A 4,151-nucleotide genomic window follows, 5' to 3' on the forward strand; every position below is an offset into this window, starting at 1 on the left:
CGCAGGCCCATGGTGCGCAGCCGGGCGAGCAGGGCGACGCGCTCCGGGGCCGCCCGCAGCAGCGTCAGCAGCACGGCGAGCAGGGCGAACCCCGCAGCGCCGATCACGGAGGCCCAGAACAGCCGGCCGGCCGAGAGCTGGAGCGGGTCATTGGCCAGCTCGGCGGCCCGGGTGGCGCTGGTGTGCACCACGTAGCCGACCGGCAGACTGTCGGGGTCCTCACCCGCACGGGCCTGACCGCCCGCCGCACCACCGGGGGACGCGCTGTCGGGTGACGCGCTGCCGGCAACGGCCGACGCGGAGGTGGTGGCTGAGGGAGACGCGGCAGCGGAGGCCGACGCCGCCAGGTTGCCCGGGAGCGTGGTCGCGGCTGCCCCCGTAGGTTTGCGGCCCCTCGGGGTACCGACCAGGCTGCCGATCGCGCTCTGCGGCCCCTTCTCCCGGACGAGCGCCTTCAGCCGGTGCTCGTCCACGTCACCGAGGCCGAACCAGAGGTTGGGTTCCGCGAGTCGCGGAAGCCTGGAGGCCGCGGGGCCGATGGGCACGACGATGAACTGCTGGACCGACTCCTCCAGCGCGGGTGTGCCTTCGATCGCGCCGGCCTTCCTGGCGAGGAGCTCCGAGCCGTTCGGCATCCGCAGGCGGTGGTCCCCGTCGTCGGCCTTGGCCGCGAGTGCCTTGCTGAACAGGGCGGGAACCGGGGCGTCGAGGCCACCGTCGCCGCCCGCGAGAACGGCCGGGTCGAAGGCGCCGCGCCCGGCGGTCCGGGAGAGTTCGGCGTACGCCTGCGGGTCGACGGCCAGCACGCTGACCCGGTTGGAGCCGTTGCTGGTGCCGAGGAGGAAGACCTCGCTCTCCCACCAGACGGCGGTGCCCATCCGGACGCCGGGCAGGGCGGCCGCGGCCTTGGTGAGCTCGGGCGGCAGCGAGACCCCGGTCGGCGCGCCGATGACCGCGTCGCCGCCGACGGCCTGCCGGGCCGCGCGCAGCCGGGAGCCGTCCACCGCGTCCAGCACGGTGGCCCCGAAGCCGGCCGTGGTGACGGCGAGCATCAGTGCGAGCAGGGGCAGTACGGAGGGGCGCGGCCGGCCGCCGGTGCCGCGGGCGGCACGGGCCAGGCCGAGGAAGCCGATCAGTCCGGGGCCGCGGCCGGTCACCCGGGCGAGCGCGCCGACCAGGACCGGCTGGAGCCGGGCGAGCAGCAGACCGCCGGTGAGGGCGAGCAGCAGCGGGGCCGCGACCAGCAACGGGTCCAGGCCCTCCCCGGGCGGGACGACGCCGCGTCGCCGGACTTCCAGCACGGCCGCGACGGTGACGGCCGCGACGACGAGTTCGCCGACCAGCCGTCGCCGCCCGCTCCGCCGGCGCGGCGCCGACCAGAGCAGGGCCGCGCGGGCGGGGAAGCCCAGCAGCGCGAGCAGCGTGGCGGCGACCGCGGCCACCACCGCGAGCGTCCAGCGCGGGGTCGGCAGCAGTGCGAGGGCCAGTGCGGTCCCGGCCGCTGCGGCGGGCAGGACGGTCACCGCGCCCTCGCCGAACAGGCGCAGCAGCACGCCGCCACGCGAGCCGCCACGGGCCTGGAGCAGCCGGAGTTCGCCGCCGCGCCGGTCGAAGGTGAGGGCGGCCGCCAGGCAGAGGACCACGGCGGCGACGCCGGCCAGGCCGGCCGGGCCGATCGCGGCGAGCGGCGCGGCGGCGTCACGCCGGGCGGTGGCCTGCTGGAACAGCTGCGGCAGCGGGGAGGTCATGGTCAGGTCGTCCCGCCCGGTGCGGGTCTTCATCTGGACGCCGGTCCGGCCGGCCAGGTAAGAGGAGATCTCCTCGCTGGTCCGCGGTAGCCGGTCGGCGCGCAGCGCGTCGATGTCGACCGGCAGCCGCCAGAAGTCCGTCGCGCCGGTGCCCCACGACGCCAGCCGGTCGACCGCAGCCGCGTCGACCAGGCCTGCGGTCTTCCAGTAGAAGCGGGGGTTGCCGCCGTCGAGGCAGGCCTTCTCCGGGCAGGGCAGGTCGGCCCAGAAGGGGTCCTCCGGGTCGTTGGGGTCGTAGAGGCCCACCACCTCGGCCCGCTGGCTGTCCTTCGGCTGCTCACCGGCCGCCGGCGAGTATCCGCCGTCGAGTACGTCGCCGAGGTGGATGCCGATGGTGTCGGCGGCGCTCCGGCTGAGCGCGATCGGGACCGGTCCGTCGTCGCGGCCGCCGTTGGGCCAGCGACCGGCCACCAGGGCGGCGTGGTCGGCGTAGCCGTGCAGGTAGATCAGGCCTGCCTGCGGCAGGGCTTCGTCGGGCGTGGCGAGCCCGGGGTTGTAGAGCTGGCGCGAGCGGTCTCCGCGTGCGCCGTACACCATGCCGTCCGCGGCGAACCGGAAGGTCTCGTTCGGGCGGGAGAGGAGCTTCTCCGCCACCAGATCGATGTCGCTCGCGCTGTAGCGCCGGTGTGCGGTGGCGAGCAGGCTGGTCCAGGCCGGTCCGCGGTCGCGTAGGTACTCGTGCAGGGCGGTGTCCGTGCCCCGGTCGACGGCCCGCGGGAACGCGGCGGCGAGGAAGACGGTGCCGAGGGCGAGCGCGGCGGCGAGCAGCGCGGCGACCGGTGCTGTGCGCAGTCTGGTCCGTATCCAGGGGGCGGGGCGGTGTTCGTCCCGTGGCCGGGGTCCGGTGGGGCGGGGTGGTGTGCGGGTGCCGGCCGGGCTGGTCACATCTCCTCCACGTGCCGTAGCCGGGCGGCCACGTCTCGACGGCGGCGGCCGGTCAGGAAGGCCGACGCCAGGGCGACGGCGGTGATCGCGGCCGCGATCAGGGCGGCCGGGCCGAGCGGCAGGCCGACCAGGACTTCGGGGACCGGCCGGCGGGCGGCCGGGGTCAGCACCACGAGCGGGACCACCAGATGGACGGTCAGGGCTCCCAGCGCGAGGCCGACCAGGCTGGCGAGACCGACCAGGACGCCCTGTTCGGCCGCGACGGTCCGCACCAGCCACCGCCTGGGGGCCCCGAGGGCGAGCAGCACGGTGAACTCGCCCGCGCGTTCGCGGGCGGAGGCGGCCGAGGCGGCGGCGAAGCCGATCGCCGCGAGGACGGCGCTGACCAGGGCGATCGCGGCGAGCGCGCTCTGCGGGGCGGCGCTGAGCGGGTCGGCGAGGAGCTGGTCGGCCATCTCGTCGTTCAGGAGCAGCTGCTGGCCGCCGGGTTCGGCGCGCAGCTTGGCGGCGGCCGCGGCGGGTGTCGGGTCGCCGGGGCCGGTGGCGGGCAGCCACCATTCGGCGGGGGGCGGTAGTTGGCGGCCGCCGGCTGCGAGGAGGCGTCCGGTGGTGGGCAGGTCGATGACGAGGGCCGTTGTGCCGGCGACGGGCAGTGAGCCGATGGCGCCGGTGATCTTGACCGGGAGGGTGACGTCGCCGAACGGGACCTGGACGGTGTCGCCGACGGCCGCGCCGATGGCGGTCAGGTAGGTGTGGGTGGCGACGCCGGACACGGTTTTGGGGGCGGGTGCTGCGGCCGGGGCGACGTTGGCCTGGGTGACCATGCCCTCCGGGCGGTAGCTCAGTGTGAACAGTTGCTGGTCGCCGGTGCGGGCGGGCGTGATGGTGCCGGCGGGCTTCCCGGCGGCGGCGAGGGTGGTCCAGTCCAAACCGGTGGAGGCGGGCACGGGGGCCGCCGGGCCGGCGGTGGTGTCGGCGACGCCGATGCGGTGGACGGTCAGCTCGCCGGTGAGTGCGGGGGTGGCCGTGATCCGGTCCGGCCAGCCGTAGGTGACGACCAGGCCGGCCAGGGTGAGCGGGGTGGCCGCGGAGCCGATCGGGGCACCGGTCAGGGCCGCGAGGTCGGCGGTGGCGACGGCCTCGCCGCGGGTGGGGACGCCGGCCAGCGGGGCACGGTAGGTGCCGCCGAAACGGTCACGCAGCAGCAGCCACACGTCCGGATGGGCGTCGGTGTCCGTCTGCGGGGTCACGGTGACGGTGACGTCGATGCGCTGCGGGTGGCCGGGCAGCGGCAGTCCGGCCTGCGCCCCGGTGGGCGCGGGCCCGGCCAGCGGCGCGAACAGCTCGTGGCGGTCCTGGCCGTCGAGCAGGTCCGGGCGGACCGGGACCCGGTCCGCGAGCGCGAGGGCGTCCAGGGCGAGGACCTGCCCCGTGGCACCGTTGGGCAGACTGGTCCCC

The 4,151-nt window shown here is 76.5% G+C and carries 2 protein-coding genes; both read right to left on the bottom strand.

Translation table 11 applies throughout. From position 1 onward, the window contains the following. A partial coding sequence (locus ACFC1F_RS40905) for a hypothetical protein (RefSeq protein ID WP_376166588.1) occupies positions 1–2,693 on the bottom strand: 2,693 nt, incomplete at its 3' end. Next, on the bottom strand, positions 2,690–4,151 hold a 1,462-nt coding region (locus ACFC1F_RS40910; RefSeq protein WP_376166589.1), incomplete at its 5' end, for an FtsX-like permease family protein. The genes ACFC1F_RS40905 and ACFC1F_RS40910, both read right to left, overlap by 4 nt.

The sequence above is a fragment of the Kitasatospora sp. NPDC056181 genome, assembly GCF_042266225.1.
Lineage (GTDB): Bacteria > Actinomycetota > Actinomycetes > Streptomycetales > Streptomycetaceae > Kitasatospora.